The sequence below is a fragment of the Herpetosiphon giganteus genome (assembly GCF_016907925.1).
Taxonomy (GTDB): domain Bacteria; phylum Chloroflexota; class Chloroflexia; order Chloroflexales; family Herpetosiphonaceae; genus Herpetosiphon; species Herpetosiphon giganteus.
This window is the reverse complement of the sequence record NZ_JAFBCZ010000030.1, coordinates 1-17452: the sequence shown is the minus strand read 5'-3', so window position 1 is coordinate 17452 and position 17452 is coordinate 1. Positions and strand designations below refer to the sequence as shown.

Below are 17452 nucleotides of genomic sequence, written 5' to 3'. Positions count from 1 at the left end.
CTAGCCCCTCATTCACCACCCTTCCGTCCCGCCTCAAGGCGGGAGACGCAGGGGTTTTCAGCCCCTGCACCCCAATATTTATGCGGTGGAATGTTAGGCTTGATTCTGTAGCCCCAATTGCGACGCGAGGGGTCGGAAGTCAGCAGGATTCCACCTGTGCCAACCGCCTCTTGCCTGCCCACGTATGCTTCTGTATAGCCCAAAGCCAATAGCCCAAAGCCAATAGCCTCATCTTCTAACTACTGACCTCTGATCCCTCGTGTGCTATTCAGCTTGCAACAAAATTCGCGTAATTTGCTCCAAGTGAATCAAATCGTGGCCAGTTACCTGCATCAAGGCATCGGCCAACGAAAATGCTCCGAGCTTGGCGTGGGTTCCTTGGCGTTGCCATTGATCAGGGTTGAGGCTTTGGAAAAACTCCACATAACGGGTGCGCGAAACACATAATTCAGCATAGACAGCATGTAAATCGCTGGAGTTATAGTTGCGCTCGCGAGCCAATTCATCGGGGCTATAGCTTTGAAACAGCGGATTATCTTGCTCAATGATACTCGTCGCGCGCTCTTGGAAAATCTGGTCGTAATCGCGCAAGTGGCAAACAACTTCGAGCACCGTCCAGCCATCAGCGCCATCGCGCAGGGTTGTGGCTTGTTGCTGGCTGACGCGGGCTAAAATATGGCCCAAAGTTTCGAGCGTGCGGCTCATCAGTGGCACATGCCAGCGCAACATCGAATTAATTAAACTGGAATCAGACATGGCTATTGCCCCTTTGCTTGCAATAAAATCCGGCTGATTTGCTCAAGGTGAATCACATCGTGAATGCCGACTTGCATGGCTGCATCGGTCAGCGAAAAGTAGCCGCGTTCGGGGTGCGTGCCAGCTTTTTCCCATTGTTCAGAGGTGAGCGCTTGGAAAAAGGCAATAAAGCGGGGGCGTGATTCCTGCAAGGCTGCGTAGACGGTACCGAGATCGTTGCTGTTGTAGTTGCGCTCGATCGCCATGGCTTCGTGGTCGTAGCTTGGCAGCAACGGAAAATCCTGGTCGCGCATCATCAGCGCTCGTTCGAGAAAAATCTGGTCGTAATCGCGTAAATGGCACAGCACTTCGACAACAGTCCAGCCGTCGGGGCCATCGCGCAAGCTGGTGGCTTGATCTTGGCTGACGTTGCTGAGCACATGGCCCAGCGTATCGAGGGTCAATCGCATCAGTTCGATATGCTTTTGGCGCACTAATGCTAATTGATCGTGATTGCTCATAGGGGTTTCCTCGTAACACACCAATCAATACCTCTAAGCATAGCAAACTCTGCCAGTTTTGGGGCTAGATAATTTGGCTGAAATAGACTGGAAGTGTTTGGCGTGAGCACGGGCGAAATTGAGTATAATGGTGCGCGAATCCCCGGTACCAAAGGAGGTTCTATGCGCGTAGTCGCGATGATTATGGCTGGCGGTGAGGGGACACGCTTAAGCGTGCTATCCGAAAAACGCGCCAAGCCCTCGGTTCCATTTGCTGGCAAGTATCGCATTATCGACTTTACGCTTTCCAACTGTGTTAACTCCAATATTTTCGATGTTGCGGTGCTCACTCAATATCGGCCTCATTCGCTCAACGACCATATCGGCATTGGCAAGCCCTGGGATCTCGACCGCAATCGCGGCGGGGTGCGCTTGCTGCAACCCTATCAAGGTCGCGATGATCAGAGTTGGTATAGCGGCACTGCCGATGCCATTCTGCAAAATATCAATTACATCCGTGAACAACGTGCCGATCTGGTGCTGATTCTCTCCGGTGACCATATTTATAAGATGGATTACCGTGAGTTGATCGCCACCCACTTGGCCAAAAACGCCGATCTGACGGTGGCGGTGATGCACGTTTCGCTCGACGAAACCGATCGTTTTGGGATTATGACGGTTAACGATAGCGATCAGGTTGTCGAGTTTACCGAAAAGCCCAAAGCCCGCGATAAGGGCACGTTGGCTTCGATGGGCATTTATGTGTTTGATGCCAAACGCTTGGTCGAACGGTTGCGCGAAACCAGCAGCCAATATCCAAATCTTGATTTTGGCAAGCACGTCATCCCGACCATGATCGCCAACGACAATGTGTATGCTCACCCCTTCTCAGGCTATTGGGTCGATGTGGGCACGGTGCAATCGTATTGGGAAACCAGCATGGAATTGCTCGATCCCGATTGCACACTCGATTTGTTTGATGCAGAGTGGCGGATTCACACTCGCTCCGAGGAACGCCCGCCAGCCAAATTTGGCCCCCAAAGCAAAGTCGAAGGCTCGATGATTTGTAATGGCTGCGTGGTACGCGGCACGGTTGAGCATTCGGTGCTTTCGCCTGGGGTGTACGTTTCGCCCGGGGCGGTGGTGCGCGATTCAATCGTCATGACCGACACCTGGATTGGCCCCGGCGCGGTGCTTGATCGGGTGATTGTTGATAAAGATGTGGTGATTGGTGCGAATGTGCAACTTGGGGTTGGCACTGAGAACGTTCCCAACCGTTTACAGCCCGATAAACTGACCACGGGCATTAGCATTGTTGGCAAGGGTGCGCATATTCCCGCAGGCATTAGCATTGGCCGCAATGTTGTGATTCCATCCGATTGCGATGAAGACCGCTTCAACGGCGATGTCGCCAGCGGCGAATCGATCTAGTGCTTGGGAGTATAGTATGCGTGTTTTAGCTTTGATTATGGCTGGTGGTGCAAGCCCTTCGTTAAGTGTGCTCACCGCTGGCCGAGCAGCAGCAGCAACGCCGTTTGCTGGCAAATATCGAATTATCGATTTTACGCTTTCGAATTGTGTTAATTCGGGCATTTACGATGTTGGCGTGCTTTCGCAGCATCAGCCGCGTTCGTTGCACGAGCATATTGGCGTGGGCAAGCCATGGGATCTCGACCGCTTACAAGGTGGCGTGCGGGTTTTGCACCCCTTTCCAACGCCTGATGGCGGCGGTTGGCAACGTGGTACCGCCGATGCAATTCGCTATCATCTCGATGTGATCGAAGAACGGCCAGTTGATTATGTCATGGTTTTGGCTGGCGATCACGTCTATAAGATGGATTATCGGCCTTTGCTCGATTTGCATATGCAGCGCGGCGCTGATGTTACCTTGGCGGTGCATAGCGTGCCGCCGCACGAAGCCTATCGTTATGGCATGGTCACGGTTGATGGCGAAGGTCGGGTGACGAACTTCGAAGAAAAGCCGCGCCGTACTAGTAGCGCCTTGGCCTCGATGGGCGTATACGCCTTCCGCAAAGAATATCTGGTCGATCTGCTGTATCGCGATCAATCGGTTGATTTTGGTAGCGAAATGTTGCCGCGGATCGTCAGCGAAGCCAATGTTAGCGCCTATACCTTCAATGGCTATTGGGCTGATGTTGGCACGGTGCAAGCCTATTACGAATCGAACATTGCCTTGCTGGCCGAAACGCCAGCGCTCGATTTGTATGACCCAGAGTGGGTGGTGCGCACGCGCTCGTTTGAACGCCCAGCCGCCCAGCTTGGCGCTTCAGCGCGGATCGAACGCAGCTTGCTTTGCGATGGTTGTCGGGTCGATGGTCATGTTTCAGGCTCGGTGATTGGCACCGGAGTTGTAGTTGGCGCTGGTGCAATTATCCGCGATTCGGTGATTATGCCCGATAGCGTGATTGAGCCAGGCGTGGTGCTCGATAACTGTGTCGTTGACAAGCAGGTAGTGATTGGCCGCGATTGTAAAGTGGGCGAAGGCCCAATTGGCACGCCCAATGCTGCCCAACCGCAATTGTTGAATACCGGCTTAACCGTAATTGGCAAGGCAGCGCGAGTTAGCGCCGGCCATACGATTGGCCGCAATGTTGTGGTAAACGCCCGCAGCTTCGTTGATCAAGATCTAGCCAGCGGCGAAACCTTCTAAGCCTACACTACGCTGAAACCACGAAGGACGCGAAGGCGATGAAGGGGAACGGAACCGCGAAGAACACGAAGAACACGAAGATGATAATGGGCGATAGGCTGTTGGCCCAGAACGAGCACCCGATCCCCAGACCCTGACCCCCGATCCCTCGTCCAAAACCCCCTGCGTCTCCCGCCGGTGGCGGGACGGAAGGGTGGCGAACGAGGGGCCAGCGGTCAGGGACGAGGGATCAAGACCCAAACAAATCAATATTGACCAGTAGCTTAACCACCAAGAGCACAAAGTTGTGAATGTGGGGAAATCGATACATCAAAACAATCCACCAAACAAATATTAGGGGGTGCAGGGGGATGAAAACCCCCTGCGTCTCCCGCCGGTGGCGGGACGGAAGGGTGGCGAACGAGGGGCCAGCGGTCAGTAATTAGGGATCAGTACAACCAAACCACGAATAACGCGAAGATCGCGAAATAAGAAATTTACGCTTGTAAATATTTTTGCAAAAAAGCCACCATGTTGGCTAGCGCAGCGCTGGTATCAGCTGAAGCTTTGTAGGTAAACCCATGGGGAGCCTCAGGGTAGCTGTAACATTCGGTGGCAACCCCCGCTTGTTTGAGCAGCGCCTCGTAGCGCAAACCCTCATCGTGTAGCGAATCGCGCCCTGCCAGAATAAACAAGGCTGGCGGCAAACCCACCAAATCAGCAAGCTCCGCATACACTGGCGAAACATAGGGATCTTTGGCTTGATGCTCCTCGCGATAGCTCGCATCAAACATCGCCGCCATCTGCGGTGGAATTGCCCCTTTTGGATTCGGCTTGGCAAACGGACTGGTCGCAAGATCCAGCGGTGGGTAATCGAGCACTTGGCAGACAAATTGAAATTGGCCTGCATGCTTGGCTTTGAGGCAAGTTACGGCGCTTAAATTGCCGCCAGCGCTATGCCCACCAATCGCCATTTTAGTGCGATCAATTGCATAACGCTCTGCATTGGCATAGAAATACTTGACCACTGCATAAACCTGATTAACCGCCATGGGATAGGGATATTTGGGCGCTTTGGCATAATCGATGCTGATAACTTTGCAGCCAAGTTGCTGTTGAAACTGCACATTCATGGCTTCGTCCATATCGGCGCTGCCCAGAATAAACCCACCACCATGCAAATCGAACAGAATTGGCGTAGTTTTGGGATTATCCAAGCCATAGCCCAACACCCGCACTGTGCCAAATTCCGTCTCGATCATCAACTCTTGGCGGCCAACTGAGCGCTTAAATCGATAGAAAAAGCCTTGGATGTTGCTTGCAAAGCGTTGAATAGTGGCAAGGCGTTGCGCTTTTTTGATCTGTTGTTCGCGGCTTGGTTCAGTTGCCATTGCAGGCCCACCTTCCAGCTAAATTGCTTGGTTTGGCGCTATTTTAGCATTGGAAGATGAGTTTTGTTGTTCCCTCACCCCCAACCCCTCTCCCACGAAAACGCGGGCGAGGGGGTGCACCTGTTTTCACTACAAATCATGCAAAACCACGCCATTAAAGCCCCTCGCGCGCGCCACGGGAGAGAGGATCTTAACAACCTGCTCTTGGAAGCCGTTCAACTTGACAATTAGCTAGCTTGGCCGTATTCTACACAGCGATAGATTCGACTCCGTAGCTCAGTGGATAGAGCGTTTGCCTCCGGAGCAAAAGGTCGCGCGTTCGAGTCGCGCCGGAGTCGCCAAAAAAAGCCGTGATCAGCATTCCTGATCACGGCTTCTACTTTTTAGAATTTAGGGCTGTTTGCGGCTGATATTCCAGCGGCTGGGTTTGACTGGCTTGGGTTGCGGGTTGGCTGCTTGTTCTGTGCGCCACACGTGATAAATGCGCTGAATGGCGGTGACATTGGTGAAGATTGCCAGAATCCACAAAGCTGCCATCAACCAGCCAAAAATCAAACATGTACTGAGAATGGTAATGCGTTCTGGCCGACCAAGCCAACCAGTTTCGCACGGAATCCCCAAGCCTTCGGCGCGGGCACGCGCATAACTGACCATGATCGAGCCGATAATTGAGGCGTAGACCAAGCCGAGGGCCAAGGTTGTGTTGCCGATCATGGTGGTGTGAATAAACATCAATAAGCCGAAGAAAACAACCGCCTCGCTATAGCGATCCATAATTGAATCGAAGAACGCGCCAAAGCGGCTACTCTGATTGGTGGCTCGCGCTAAGGCACCATCAAAGAGATCAAAAATACTGGCCAAAATCAGCAACACGCCGCCGACCTGCAAATTGCCATTGGCCAACACAGCCGCGACTCCTGCGGTCAGCAAAACGCCAATTAAGGTCACCATATTGGGCGTGATGCCCAATCGACCAAGCACTGGAGCTACAAAGTCTTCCATCAAGCGACGGGCCCAGCGTTTAATGCCGGTGCTGTACATAGAGCCTCCTGAACATCCTAACCAGAGAGAATGCCACGGTAGAAGGCAATCACACGTTGGGCAACTCGCTCCCAAGCATAGAGTTGCGCTTTGATTGTACCCGCTTCTGCCATTGCAGCCCGTAAGGATTGATCCTCGATCAGTTGCAAGATCGCAACCGCCAATGCTTGGGCATTGCGCGCTGGCACCAGCAACCCTTGTACGCGATGATCTAAAACATCACGATAGCCCGGGTTATCAGCAGCTACCACTGCTGCCCCAGCGGCCATGGCTTCAAGCAAGACGATGCCAAAGCTTTCACCACCAGTCGAAGGTGCACAAAAGAGGGTGGTTTGTTGGTAAAGAGCAGCAAGTTGAGCCTTGCTCACATAGCCCAGCCATTCAACATTGCGAATTTGCCATTGGCGAATGGCGGCCAGAAATGGCGTGGGATCGCCGCTGCCAGCAACAATTAAACGAGCATCAGGCCTTGTTCGTTGCACATAGCTCATGGCTTCAAGCAAATAGCGAAAGCCTTTGCGCTCTTCATTGAAGCGCCCAACAAACAAAATTGTTGGGCTGGTGGTGCTCAGGCCATAGCTTGGTTGCTGCGTGCCATAAGTGGCAACATCAACCCCATTGGGAATAATTGTATACTCTGCTGGAAAATAGCGATGGGCAAATTCTTGGGCCGCTGCCGAAACTGCAATCCGTCCATGCAATTTTGGTTCCAAGCGTCGTAGCAGGGCTTGAATGGTGGTGTAGCCAAGCGAGCGCGTGCCCGCAGCGTGAAACGTGCCCACGTTTGGCACGCTCGAACGGCTGAGGAAGGTCGTTGGGAGGGTTGGCGAAAATGGCTCGTGAATATGCGCCAGATCAAAATGCTGCTTTTGCAGAATCTGGCGAATTTTGGGGCCAAGCGTCAGCGAGAGGCTAACCCGCGCCACCGAGCCATTAACCGCGACTGGCGTGACATGGCCCAGCGGAATAAAATCGGGATCAGCGGGCTTGCCCTTGGAATAGGGGGCGATCAGACTGACCCGATGGCCCCAAGCCCGAAAATAGTGGGTTAGTTGATTGACATGCTCGGTAACGCCGCCAGCGTAGGCAGCATCATATGGCCACACGAGGGCAATATGCAATGAATCGCTGGCCATAGGTCGCTCCTCACAAGCTTTCTCCATTGAGCAATGAGTCAACCAAGGCAATGAGTTGCTCGTCGGAGTAGAATTCGATGCGCACATAGCCGCCGTCGCCTTGGCGTTTAACCTCAACTTTGGTCCCAAGCTGCCGCCTCAGTTGCTCAACCGCATCATTATCGTCAACACTGGGCACAACTGGCTCGGCTGGCGCAACATTGCGCGTGCTCGGGGTTGGCGTTGGCACACCATTGCGCCGCGATGCTCGGGGAGCCGCCCCACGTTGCTGAATCGCGATTCGTGCTTGAGCTGGCGTTTGATCTTCGTGCTTGATCAACTGGGCCATTTTTTCGGCTTCACGCACCGAAAGCCGAAACTCCAAAATTTGCTCCATCGCCAAAATTTGGGTACGCTCATCGTCAATTGTGATCAGCTGCTTGAGATGGCCCGCAGTCAGTTGCTGCTCCATCACTGCTTGTTGCAAGGCCGAAGGCATTTTGAGCAAACGCAAAGCATTGGTAATCGCAGGCCGACTTTTGCCCACTCGTTCGGCAATCGCTTGCTGGGTCAGGCCAAACTCATCGTGCAAGAGTTGGTAGGCTTGAGCTTCTTCCAAGGGGTTCAAATCGGCGCGTTGGATATTTTCGACCAAGGCCAATTCAAGCCGCTCTTGGGGTGTAACCTCTTTGATAATAACCGGAACTTCGCTTAGCCCAGCTTGTTGCGCTGCTCGCCAGCGGCGTTCGCCAGCGATCAGCTCGTAGCCAGTGGCGGTGCGGGTCACGACCAACGGCTGCAAAATGCCATGGGTCGCAATAGAAGCGCTCAATTCCTCAAGCGCTTCGGGAGTGAAAATTTGGCGGGGCTGATGCGGATTGGCTTCGATTGATTCAATCGGCACGGTCTGCAATGCGCCCACAATTGGAGCCTGTGTGCTTGGATCAGGGCGAATTAACGCACCTAAGCCTTGACCCAAACCGCGTTTTTTGGGGTTCATGCTGCCTCCAGCCTGCGACTTAGTTCATCGACCAACATGCTATAGGCCAGCGCGCCTTTGCTTGCTGGGTCGTACTCGCGAATCGTTTGGCCATGGCTGGGGGCTTCGCTCAAGCGAATCGAACGCGGAACTAAGGTATTAAAAATGCGTTGCGGGAAATATTGGCGCACTTCGGCCACGACCTGTTGCGCCAAATTCGTCCGCCCATCGTACATCGTCATCACCACCCCTAAAATATTCAAATCGGGATTGAGCGATGTGCGCACCAAATCGATGGTGTTTTTGAGCTGCGCCAAGCCTTCCAAGGCCAAATATTCGCATTGCAATGGGATAATAACTCCATGCGCTGCACATAAGGCGTTCAAGGTCAGCAAGCCCAACGAGGGCGGGCAATCGATTATAATCGTGTCGAAGGATGATCCAATCGGAGCCAAGGCATCACGCAAACGATGCTCACGCCGATGCTCATCGACTAATTCAACTTCTGCGCCAGCCAGTTCAACCGTTGCTGGTAACATCTGCAATTGCTCACGCCCAGTTGCGGTGACAACAATTTCGGTTGGTGCATTGCCCAAAAGCACATCGTAGACCGTGGCTTTAAGCGCTTTTTTATTAATTCCCAAACTGGTCGTGGCATTGCCCTGGGGATCAAGATCGATCACCAACACCCGTTGGCCGCGGGCTACAAGCTCCGCAGCGATATTCACGGTCGAGGTGGTTTTGCCAACGCCGCCTTTTTGATTTGCTACTGCAATAATTCGTGGTTTCATACACTTATTTCACAACATATATCTCGCGCCGAATTGTACCATACCATCAGCGTTTGGTCTTGTTTATCACAAGCGGATTTTGGCTAAATTGGGGTTAATTGGAAGCCAGCAACCGCTTTTTGGTTGCTGGCACTACGATTTGGCTTAGCAAAGCCAATATTCTATTATTGCCGAAATTGCTCGATTTGCTGCATTGTTGGTAGCCCGGGAATCGCGCCGCGCACCAAGGTGGCTAAGGCTCCGGCAATCGATGACCGCTGTAACGCATGTTCAAAATCTGCTTGATCATGGGCCAAGGCTGGTTGCTGAATCAATTGCGCTAGCAAACAGGCCACAAAACTATCGCCCGCGCCAGTTGCATCAATCGCCTGCACCGTGGGCGCGGCAATCCGTCCTGATCCAGTTGCTGTCTGATACCAACAGCCTGCGCTGCCATCGGTTACCACAATCACTTGGCTACGTTCATGCCACAAACTTTGCGCCGCCGCCAACGGGTCGGCCAACGCGGTCAAAAATTCGGCTTCTTCGCGGCTAAGTTTGATGATGTGAGCATACGGCAGCAGTTTCAGCATGATGCTGCGCGCTGCTTCCAACGAGGGCCAGAGCGCTGCCCGCAAATTGGGATCAAACGAAAGCAGCATGTCATTGGCTTGCGCCAACTCAATTGCCCGCAACGTTGTTTGATAGCCCAACTCGTTGCTGGCGCTCAGCGAGCCAAAGTGCAGCAACTTGGCCGTAGCAAATTGGCGTGGATCAAGATCGCTTGGCGCAAAAAACATATCGGCGCTTGGATGGCGATAGAACATAAAATCACGCTCGCCATCTGCTTGTAAAGCCACAAACGCCAAAGCAGTGCGGGCCTGCTCGATGCGCCGCAACCCTTGGATGTCAACTTGGTGGGCAGTCAAGGTCTCAGCCAGAAAATCGCCAAAGCTATCGGCTCCGATCATACCCAAAAAACCACTGCTCACGCCCAAGCGAGCCAAGCCTACCGCAACATTGGCCGGTGCACCACCAGCTGCTCGTTGCCATAATCGTGTATTTGCCACGCCCAAGCCAGCTTCAGTTGGCACAAAATCAACCAATAATTCACCAAGACATAACGCCTGTGTCATACGATCTCCTCTTAGGCCTTGCTTGGCTTGACGCTGCTGGCGCGTTCAATTAAGTTGACCGGCAAGGTGTGCAAGGTTGGGCGGCGCGTGCCTTCGTTGAGCGCTGCGAGCAGCACCTCTGCTCCTTTGCGCCCCATCTGCTCCATTGGCTGATGAATCGTGGTCAAACCAATTAGCTGAGCCATTTCAAGATCATCATAGCCAACCACTGCTAGATCGTCGCCAGCTTTCAAGCCACGTTCGCGCAGGGCATCAATGATCCCAAACGCCAGATCGTCGTTGGCAGCAAAGATTGCGCTTGGCGGTTCGGCCAAATCGAGCAATTCAAGCGCTGCCTGATGGCCCCAATCGCGGCGGTCAAAGCCAGCTCGCAGATATTTGGCCTGCACTGGCAGATGATGGGCGGTTAAGGCAGCCTCGTAGCCACGCTGTCGATCACGGTTGACCGTAAAGCCCAAATCTGGCTCCAACTGCCCTGAGACAAAGCCAATTCGTTGATGGCCTTTGCTAATCAGATGTTCGACCGCCTTGAATGCGCCGCCTACGTTATCGACGACCACCGAAGGCAAATTGCCAGCTTGGGTATCGATCATCACGGCGGGTAAGTTGGCAGCTTGCAGGCGTTTAATTTCGGGCGGTGCTAAGGGTAGCGAAACAATCAACAAGCCATCGGTGCGGCCCAAAAATGGCAGCGTATTGAAGTAGCGCGTGCGTTGCTCAGGCGAATCAACATTGAAAATAATCAGCTGATATTCGGAATTGGCTACAACCGATTCAATGCCGCGCAGAACTTCAATAAAAAATGGCCGCGTGAGGAAGGGCAGAATAATTGCAATTGCGTTGGTTTTGGCAGTTACTAATTGCCGCGCAGCATGATTTGGCCGATAGCCAAGCTCGTCAATGACCGCCAAAACTCTGGCCCGAGTTTCCGGCAGGACGTTCGGCGATTCGTTGAGCACCCGCGAAACTGTCGCGATGCCAACCCCCGCCCGTTTTGCCACATCTTTAATCGTATATGCCATGGGGGTGTCCTCTCGAATGAGCCATGGAAACGTTTTCAGAGCATCTTAGCCTGAATGTAGTAGGCTTGTCAAGCGATCATACCATGGGCATGCAAAAGGGCAATGATTTAGGGTTGGCTATAGACAACGACCCAATAATGGCCGTAGGTTGCTTGGGCATTTTGGGCATGACCAATGCCAAATTCGCTAATGTTGGGGCTGAGCAAATCGGCCTGCAAGCCTGGGTCGTTGATCAGCGCATCGAAGGCGGCTTGGGCGTTGCTATGGCCAGCGCTAATATGCACATTCCAGAAGCTGCTAATGTGATTGGCTTGGCGCAGCAAATCGCCAATTGTTTGGCCAGCAGGGGTACTGTTGCTAAAATAGTTGTTGTTGGCCATATCGTCGCTATGGGCTTGGGCCACGCTTTGCACTTGCGGTTGCAGCAGTAAGGGTGGTAGCCCATTTTGGCTGCGAAATTGATTGATCAAATCTGCCAATTGGCTAATTTCTGGGGCTAAGACTTGGGTTGGCTCGATCGTTGGTTCAGCGGTTGGTGGCACTTGGCTTGGCTCGATCGTCGGTTCAATGGTTGGCGGCACTTGACTTGGCTCGACAGTTGGTTCAATGGTTGGCTCACTCGTAGTGGGAACCATGTTGGCAGTTGGTTCAGTCGATGGCAAATTAATAATTGCAATAACCTGAGCCGTGGCGGTCGAATCGGCTGCACCAGCCGAGCGCATGCTCAACATAACTTGGGTGCCAATTAAGCCAACCACAACCAACAAGCCAAGAATGCCGATATACCAACGGGCTTTGCTTTTGGCTGCTGGCGCTTCGGCGAGGCTTGGTGTGTTGAGCGCAATCGTCGCTTTGCCTGCACTCGAAACCAGTTGTGGCCCGCGAATTGTATTGTTTTCGTTGATAGTTTGGCTGGTTTTGCTCGGGTTTTTGAGCAATTGCAAGGCTTTTTCGGCTGTATCAGGCCGTTTATTCGGATCAAGCTCCAGCAATTGCAACATAAGTGCATCTAACCCTGCTGGCACATTATCGGCCAACTCGCTCGGGCGACGCAGCCGAATATGGCCGGAAATGCGTGATTCTGCTGGAACTGGCGAATGGCCGGTTAGCATGTGGTAGGCGGTTGCGCCAAGGCTATACAAGTCGGAGCGGGCATCGGTGGCACGTCCGCGCGATTGCTCAGGTGAGGCATAAAAAAGCGAAAACGCTTTGGCGGCGGTTTCAGTGCTTTGGCTGCGTTTGGCAATGCCAAAATCGAGCAACACAAGGCGATCATCGGCGGTGCGCTTAATATTTTCGGGCTTAATATCGCGATGAATAATATTGAGCGCATGCAATTGCGCTAATTGGCTCAGCATCACGGTTAAAAAATGCTCGACCATGGTTGCCGCCAAGCGCTCGTGAGTCTCGATTAATGAACCAACCGTTGTGCCGCTGACAAACTCCATCACCAAGGCAATGACGTTGCCCTCGCTCCAAATATCATAAACTTCGGGAATGAAGGGCAAATGGCGGGCATGTTGGGCCAGAATTTGGGCCTCGACTGTGACCTGTTCGCGCATGGCTGGCGAATTGGCGGTAATCAGTTTAATCGCATAATGGCGGGCTAAATCGACATCGAATGCTTCGTAAACCACGCCAAAACCGCCTTGGCCGAGCAGGCTTTTGACCCGATAGCGATTGCGCAGCAGCAAGGGTTGATGGCATTGTGGGCAACGAACATCCGTTGCAGCCACAACGGTTTGACATGCATAGCAGTTGATCGACATAGAGCCACCTGTCGTAAACCAAGTGAACCAATAGCCCTAGCCTACACCAAGCAACTGGCGCAATCAATGGATAATCAGGCCTATATTGCGACCCACGACCCTCGGCCATTTGGCTGTTAAAGCAGGTCTAAATGCTGCCGCTGGGTGTGAATTCTGCTACAATAGAACTATGATAAAACTACTGATGAGTTGGAATATAGCAGAAGGGCGCGAGCAAGCTCATCTTGAGTATGTTACGAGTGAGTTTGTTCCTGCTCTGATGAAGCATGGCGCAATTAGCGATGCTTGGCTTTCGCTGGGCGGAACGCCTGAGGCTCCAGAGATGATTTTGGGGATTACCTCGGATGAAGAGATTGAACTACGCTCATTTTTACAAAGCAACGAATGGCAAGAATTGAGCGCCAAGCTCAGCCGCCATGTTGCTGATTTTCGCTACTGGTTTACCAACAAAATTCAGAACCCTGGTGGGTTTCAGATGTAGCCTAAAATGCATCAAGGCGATCGAGCATCAGCCCAATCGCCTTGATTAATGGTGCCAACAGCAATTGCTCGGCATGCAACCGCCTCAACCTGCTTTAGCCTTTTTTGATCAACAAGCGAATTGCCGTGCGTTCCTCTTCATCGATGGCAACATCAATAAACGAGGGGACGCAAACAATATCGATGCCTTCTTCTTGAAGGTATGAACGTGCGATTGCAACCGCTTTAATCGCTTGATTGGTTGCGCCAGCGCCAATTGATTGAACTTCGGCATGGCCAGCTTCGCGAATAACTCCGGCAATGGCCCCGGCTACTGCCGATGGGCGTGAACGGGTTGAGACCTTTAAAACTTCTGCATCGTTGTGTACTGCGCCAGCATTGCTGGGCGCATCGGCTGAAGTGGTCCGTTGGTCGTCGTTGCTAAAGCGATCAAGTTGATACGCCATTGCTGCCTCCTTGAAAAGGAACGGTAGAGATTGCTGTCATGCACGCATCGCGCCTTCTCAGGTTGAGGGGAAGGGCGCTGGTTTTGGGCCAGCGTTGCCCGCTCCCTCAGACACAGAGCTTCGCCTACTTACCGTGCATAATCAACCGCACGGGTTTCGCGGATGACGGTAACTTTGATTTGACCTGGATATTGCAGGGTACTCTCGATCTTTTTGGCCACTTCGCGGGCCAAATGGATACTTTCGAGATCGTCAAGCGCATCGGGTTGCACCATCACCCGAACTTCCCGACCTGCTTGAATTGCGAATGCCCGTTGAACACCAGGAAACGATGTGGCGACATGTTCAAGAGCTTCGAGCCGCTTGATGTAGAGATCGATGGTCTCGCGGCGGGCACCTGGGCGACCACCAGAGATGGCATCGGCGGCTTGAACAAGAAAGGCCTCAACAGTTTGAGGTTCCTCATCGTTATGATGGGCAGCAATTGCATGAACTACCGCCGCGTTGCGGCCAAGCCGTCGGGCAATATCAGCGCCGATTAACGCGTGCGGCCCTTGTACATCGTGGTCAATGGCTTTTCCAATATCATGGAGCAGGGCTGCGGTCTTGGCAACCTGCACATTCGCGCCCAGTTCTGCTGCCATCGCTCCTGCCAAAAAGGCACATTCTAACGAATGTTGCAACACATTTTGGCCGTAGCTGGTACGATATTTCAACCGCCCCAGAATCTTCATAAGATCTGGATGAAGGCCTTGGACGTTGGCTTCGTAGGCCACGCGTTCGCCTTCTTCGCGGATTATTTGCTCAAGGTCTTGGCGGGTTTTATCAGCGACTTCCTCAATGCGGGCGGGGTGAATCCGACCGTCTTTCAACAGGCGGTTCAGGGTTAGGCGAGCCACTTCACGACGTACTGGGTCGTGACATGAGAGCGTGACCGCTTCGGGCGTATCGTCGACGATAATATCGACACCGGTAATTTGTTCGAAGGCCCGAATATTGCGGCCTTCGCGCCCGATAATCCGTCCTTTGAGTTCCTCGCTGGGCAGTTGTACCGTGCTTACAGTAATTTCGGCGACATAATCCGATGCACAGCGTTGGATCGCCAACCCAACGATTTTGCGTGCAATGCGGTCACCATCGAGCTTTGCTGCCGCTTCGATTTCGTGGATGCGGCGAGCAGCCTCGGCACGGGTTTCTTGTTCAACACGAGTCAGAATGATTTCACGTGCTTGTTCGTTAGTGAGACCTGCGACCCGCTCCAGCTCAGCTTGTTGGGCTGTGCGGAGGCGTTCGGCTTCGCTGTGTAAGTTTTCGACCGCTCGCTCGCGCTGGCCTAACTGCCGATCGCGCTTTTCGGTTTGGTCGAGCTTACGTTCGAGGGTTTCTTCTTTGCGATTGACCCGTTCTTCTTGTTTTTGCAAGCGTAAACGGGCTTCGCGGAGTTCGTTTTCACCAACTTCCCGCAGTTGTTGTTGTTCTTCGCGGGCTTTTAATTGCAATTGTTTGTACTCAGTCTTGGCTTGTTCTAATTGTAGTTGTGCTGCTGCTTCAGCTTGGGCGAGTGCTACACCAGATTTTTTTGTTAACCAAACATAGGCACCGCCTGCGCCTGCAGCTAGGCCAATGAGTAAAGCCAGAGCTGGAAGGATAAAGTCCACAGGGTTTCCTCCTGGCTCAATTGTTAAGGTTCACCGACGAAATGGCACGATGATAAGCTGTGTTAAGAGATTGCTAAGAATTCCGTTTCCTGCCGTATCATAGACGTTTTGCTAGGTAGTGTCAAGCTGATACGTGATACAGATTAATCCCTTGGTGTTATCCCTCTGATCCTACACCATAAGCAGTTTCGTATCCCCTTTATGTGGGATGATTAATGGGGGATATTTTCTCCAAGTTTCTCTATATTCTCTCCATTTAGGCGCATTTTTCTCTAAACTTGGCTCAGTTGTGAGGAGAATTATGATCATTATGCTAAATTGAACATAGCCTTACAAGTAAAATATTTCCTAACATTCCTATACACTCATCAGGATGAATGCTCGTTGCTGGGCATTGGTTGGTCCTAGTTTGGCATAGCAAACCGCAGCATGATCGCCCGCCAGCACCACATTTGTTCGTAGCGCTGGCAGTTTTAATCTAAAATTGTTACAAAAGCTTAATAAAAGCTGGATTGGATGCCGAATACTGGGGATTTCGAAGCCAAGCGTATCCAAACTATCTGGCCGATGCGCCCGCAGCGGGAGCCACCAACCCTTGAGGATGCTGCCCTCGACTTTTTTGTGCTTTTCCCGCAGGATGCATATTTTCGAGGGAATGCTTCCCATATCTCAAACAAGCTTTTCCAACTCCAGGAGCATCGCTTTGTTGACATAGCTCTGCACCCTCAAATGCCTACAATACTCATCCAGCCAATCAACAAAGCTCTGCCAGAGCAGCGCCCGCTTCACGGGGTCGCCAACGAGCGCGTCAAACCGCTGCTTTTTGGTTCGCTTGGCGTGCGAGAGACCCCCATAGATCCACAGATCAAACACCTGCCGCTGGGTTAGCGGCTTGTCGATACTGCCGATCACGTTCCCATCGGTATCAACGGCCTTCTCTCGATCAACCAGTTCCGTAACTCCATCCAATGCAATAGCGAATATGTATCGATTCGAGAGATAGCGGCTGGCATGCTCGGTACCAATTGTTGCACTGGTGTAGAGTTGCGCGAGGTTTTCCAGCGAATATTCTTCGCTATCGTCGAGGAAGCAGCGCATGCTCAGCACAAAGGCAGCGGTTGCTTCGGAGCTTGGTCCTTTCGCTATCGCAGTGGACAGATACTGGTCGTTGGCTGCCCGCGCTGCCCGTATTTTGGCTTTGTTCCGACGGTTTACTAGAAAATGGACAAAGGTTAATTTCCATTGAGATCGCTTCCGGAGGTGGTAGGCGCGATCTTCACATAGTTTGGCTTCGTTCTCGTGCTCCCTGATGTGTTGGACAAAGGATAAGCCCAACAGTGTATCCACCTTCTCATTAAAGAGTCGCAGGACAGCTATAAAGTGCTCAATGTTCGATGGCATAGCGCGCCGTAACACCGCACCGTAGGTCACGAACCGCTCTCCAACCGCCGTGATACGCTGAAACTGAAGATCCTCGTCATGGGCTTCCAGCGATTGCTTGAACGCGAGAACTTCCTTTCGTACGTCGCCCTCAATCCGAATCCTCACCATGGCTTCTATGACTCTCCGATACTGTTCGTCGTCCGGAGATGATTCTGTGGTGGCGCGCACGAGCATCGCCCCCTTGGTGAGGAGATCGCCGTAATTATCTTGAAGGGTTAACATGGTGGTATAACGAAAGTGGTGCAAAATTAACGAGAGCCAGGTGGACTATACTTGGAAATGCAACAGACCAAGGAAAGGACCACCATGACTCCCAG

Annotated in this window: 16 protein-coding genes and 1 tRNA gene; 4 read left to right on the top strand and 13 right to left on the bottom strand. The window is 52.5% G+C overall.

Annotated elements, in window-relative coordinates; translation table 11 throughout:
* Positions 1-264: 264 nt before the first annotated feature.
* Together JOD20_RS21285 and JOD20_RS21280 are read right to left on the bottom strand one after the other, a co-directional pair.
* Positions 265-756: a DinB family protein gene (locus JOD20_RS21285; protein WP_204757209.1), complete on the bottom strand. Its 492-nt coding sequence runs from the start codon at positions 754-756 to the stop codon at positions 265-267.
* 2 nt (positions 757-758) lie between these two features.
* The gene (locus JOD20_RS21280; protein WP_204757208.1) at positions 759-1256 is read right to left on the bottom strand and encodes a DinB family protein; all 498 of its coding nucleotides are present in this window, start codon (positions 1254-1256) and stop codon (positions 759-761) included.
* Positions 1257-1418: 162 nt separating this feature from the next.
* On the opposite strand from JOD20_RS21280, the gene JOD20_RS21275 reads away from it, so the two are divergent.
* Both JOD20_RS21275 and JOD20_RS21270 read left to right on the top strand, forming a co-directional pair.
* Positions 1419-2666: a glucose-1-phosphate adenylyltransferase gene (locus tag JOD20_RS21275; protein WP_204757207.1), complete on the top strand. Its 1248-nt coding sequence runs from the start codon at positions 1419-1421 to the stop codon at positions 2664-2666.
* 16 nt (positions 2667-2682) lie between these two features.
* On the top strand, positions 2683-3906 hold the full coding sequence (locus tag JOD20_RS21270) for a glucose-1-phosphate adenylyltransferase family protein (RefSeq protein WP_204757206.1): 1224 nt from the start codon (positions 2683-2685) through the stop codon (positions 3904-3906).
* A 476-nt stretch (positions 3907-4382) separates the two neighbouring features.
* On the opposite strand, the gene JOD20_RS21265 is transcribed toward JOD20_RS21270, so the two are convergent.
* The gene (locus JOD20_RS21265) at positions 4383-5276 is read right to left on the bottom strand and encodes an alpha/beta hydrolase (RefSeq protein ID WP_204757205.1); all 894 of its coding nucleotides are present in this window, start codon (positions 5274-5276) and stop codon (positions 4383-4385) included.
* A gap of 265 nt (positions 5277-5541) precedes the next feature.
* Between JOD20_RS21265 and JOD20_RS21260 the strand changes: the two genes are divergently transcribed.
* A tRNA-Arg gene (locus tag JOD20_RS21260) sits at positions 5542-5617 on the top strand.
* Between the two features lie 49 nt (positions 5618-5666).
* Here JOD20_RS21260 and JOD20_RS21255 read toward each other — a convergent pair.
* The 7 genes from JOD20_RS21255 to JOD20_RS21225 form a co-directional block, all read right to left on the bottom strand.
* On the bottom strand, positions 5667-6317 hold the full coding sequence (locus JOD20_RS21255; protein WP_204757204.1) for a CDP-alcohol phosphatidyltransferase family protein: 651 nt from the start codon (positions 6315-6317) through the stop codon (positions 5667-5669).
* A 17-nt stretch (positions 6318-6334) separates the two neighbouring features.
* Positions 6335-7453: a glycosyltransferase family 4 protein gene (locus tag JOD20_RS21250; RefSeq protein ID WP_204757203.1), complete on the bottom strand. Its 1119-nt coding sequence runs from the start codon at positions 7451-7453 to the stop codon at positions 6335-6337.
* Positions 7454-7463: 10 nt separating this feature from the next.
* Entirely contained in the window at positions 7464-8432 is a 969-nt protein-coding gene (locus tag JOD20_RS21245) for a ParB/RepB/Spo0J family partition protein (RefSeq protein ID WP_204757202.1), read from the bottom strand.
* Positions 8429-9202, bottom strand: a complete 774-nt coding sequence (locus JOD20_RS21240) for a ParA family protein (RefSeq protein ID WP_204757201.1) — start codon at positions 9200-9202, stop codon at positions 8429-8431. The genes JOD20_RS21245 and JOD20_RS21240 overlap by 4 nt, the downstream gene beginning before the upstream one ends.
* Positions 9203-9366: 164 nt before the next feature.
* On the bottom strand, positions 9367-10317 hold the full coding sequence (locus JOD20_RS21235; protein WP_204757200.1) for a PfkB family carbohydrate kinase: 951 nt from the start codon (positions 10315-10317) through the stop codon (positions 9367-9369).
* Between the two features lie 11 nt (positions 10318-10328).
* The gene (locus tag JOD20_RS21230) at positions 10329-11339 is read right to left on the bottom strand and encodes a LacI family DNA-binding transcriptional regulator (protein WP_204757199.1); all 1011 of its coding nucleotides are present in this window, start codon (positions 11337-11339) and stop codon (positions 10329-10331) included.
* Positions 11340-11446: 107 nt separating this feature from the next.
* Complete coding sequence (locus tag JOD20_RS21225) at positions 11447-13108, bottom strand: protein kinase domain-containing protein (RefSeq protein ID WP_204757198.1); 1662 nt, start codon at positions 13106-13108, stop codon at positions 11447-11449.
* A 184-nt stretch (positions 13109-13292) separates the two neighbouring features.
* Between JOD20_RS21225 and JOD20_RS21220 the strand changes: the two genes are divergently transcribed.
* Positions 13293-13589: a hypothetical protein gene (locus tag JOD20_RS21220; RefSeq protein ID WP_054535539.1), complete on the top strand. Its 297-nt coding sequence runs from the start codon at positions 13293-13295 to the stop codon at positions 13587-13589.
* A 94-nt stretch (positions 13590-13683) separates the two neighbouring features.
* On the opposite strand, the gene JOD20_RS21215 is transcribed toward JOD20_RS21220, so the two are convergent.
* The 3 genes from JOD20_RS21215 to JOD20_RS21205 all read right to left on the bottom strand — a co-directional run bounded on the left by JOD20_RS21215 (position 13684) and on the right by JOD20_RS21205 (position 17357).
* Positions 13684-14034 carry a stage V sporulation protein S gene (locus JOD20_RS21215; protein WP_012192314.1) on the bottom strand — a complete coding sequence of 117 codons (351 nt, stop codon included), beginning with the start codon at positions 14032-14034 and terminating at the stop codon, positions 13684-13686.
* Between the two features lie 128 nt (positions 14035-14162).
* A complete protein-coding gene (rny, locus tag JOD20_RS21210) occupies positions 14163-15713 on the bottom strand; it encodes a ribonuclease Y (protein ID WP_054535540.1) in 1551 nt (516 codons plus the stop codon).
* Between the two features lie 648 nt (positions 15714-16361).
* On the bottom strand, positions 16362-17357 hold the full coding sequence (locus JOD20_RS21205) for a hypothetical protein (RefSeq protein ID WP_204757197.1): 996 nt from the start codon (positions 17355-17357) through the stop codon (positions 16362-16364).
* Between the last annotated feature and the right edge of the window lie 95 nt (positions 17358-17452).

What these genes read in the sequence shown, in the direction of transcription:
- JOD20_RS21265 (WP_204757205.1), bottom strand. Translation starts at nt 5,276, where the DNA reads ATGGCAACTGAACCAAGCCGCGAACAACAGATCAAAAAAGCGCAACGC.
- JOD20_RS21280 (WP_204757208.1), bottom strand. Translation starts at nt 1,256, where the DNA reads ATGAGCAATCACGATCAATTAGCATTAGTGCGCCAAAAGCATATCGAA.
- JOD20_RS21275 (WP_204757207.1), top strand. Translation starts at nt 1,419, where the DNA reads ATGCGCGTAGTCGCGATGATTATGGCTGGCGGTGAGGGGACACGCTTA.
- JOD20_RS21230 (WP_204757199.1), bottom strand. Translation starts at nt 11,339, where the DNA reads ATGGCATATACGATTAAAGATGTGGCAAAACGGGCGGGGGTTGGCATC.
- JOD20_RS21270 (WP_204757206.1), top strand. Translation starts at nt 2,683, where the DNA reads ATGCGTGTTTTAGCTTTGATTATGGCTGGTGGTGCAAGCCCTTCGTTA.
- JOD20_RS21245 (WP_204757202.1), bottom strand. Translation starts at nt 8,432, where the DNA reads ATGAACCCCAAAAAACGCGGTTTGGGTCAAGGCTTAGGTGCGTTAATT.
- JOD20_RS21205 (WP_204757197.1), bottom strand. Translation starts at nt 17,357, where the DNA reads ATGTTAACCCTTCAAGATAATTACGGCGATCTCCTCACCAAGGGGGCG.
- JOD20_RS21255 (WP_204757204.1), bottom strand. Translation starts at nt 6,317, where the DNA reads ATGTACAGCACCGGCATTAAACGCTGGGCCCGTCGCTTGATGGAAGAC.
- JOD20_RS21225 (WP_204757198.1), bottom strand. Translation starts at nt 13,108, where the DNA reads ATGTCGATCAACTGCTATGCATGTCAAACCGTTGTGGCTGCAACGGAT.
- JOD20_RS21235 (WP_204757200.1), bottom strand. Translation starts at nt 10,317, where the DNA reads ATGACACAGGCGTTATGTCTTGGTGAATTATTGGTTGATTTTGTGCCA.
- JOD20_RS21250 (WP_204757203.1), bottom strand. Translation starts at nt 7,453, where the DNA reads ATGGCCAGCGATTCATTGCATATTGCCCTCGTGTGGCCATATGATGCT.
- JOD20_RS21240 (WP_204757201.1), bottom strand. Translation starts at nt 9,202, where the DNA reads ATGAAACCACGAATTATTGCAGTAGCAAATCAAAAAGGCGGCGTTGGC.
- JOD20_RS21220 (WP_054535539.1), top strand. Translation starts at nt 13,293, where the DNA reads ATGAGTTGGAATATAGCAGAAGGGCGCGAGCAAGCTCATCTTGAGTAT.
- JOD20_RS21215 (WP_012192314.1), bottom strand. Translation starts at nt 14,034, where the DNA reads ATGGCGTATCAACTTGATCGCTTTAGCAACGACGACCAACGGACCACT.
- JOD20_RS21285 (WP_204757209.1), bottom strand. Translation starts at nt 756, where the DNA reads ATGTCTGATTCCAGTTTAATTAATTCGATGTTGCGCTGGCATGTGCCA.